A 207-nucleotide genomic window follows, 5' to 3' on the forward strand; every position below is an offset into this window, starting at 1 on the left:
ATCCTCAACATCGTCGACGACGTCACCAAGGAATGCCTGGGCGCCATTCCGGAGACGTCGATCTCGGGGCGGCGCGTAGCCCGCGAACTGACGGCAATCGTCCAGCGACGCGGCAAGCCAGGAATGATCGTGTCCGACAATGGCACCGAATTCACCTGCAACGCCATGCTCGCTTGGTGCAAGGACGCAGCCATCGATTGGCACTTC

Annotated in this window: 1 protein-coding gene; it reads left to right on the forward strand. The window is 61.4% G+C overall.

Features of this window, described 5'->3' with window-relative positions:
• Positions 1-207, forward strand: a 207-nt coding sequence (locus tag ACM43_RS09470) for a DDE-type integrase/transposase/recombinase (RefSeq protein ID WP_271539835.1), incomplete at both ends; no start/stop codon positions are given.

The organism is Bradyrhizobium sp. CCBAU 45321 (genome assembly GCF_028128975.1).
Lineage (GTDB): Bacteria > Pseudomonadota > Alphaproteobacteria > Rhizobiales > Xanthobacteraceae > Bradyrhizobium > Bradyrhizobium yuanmingense.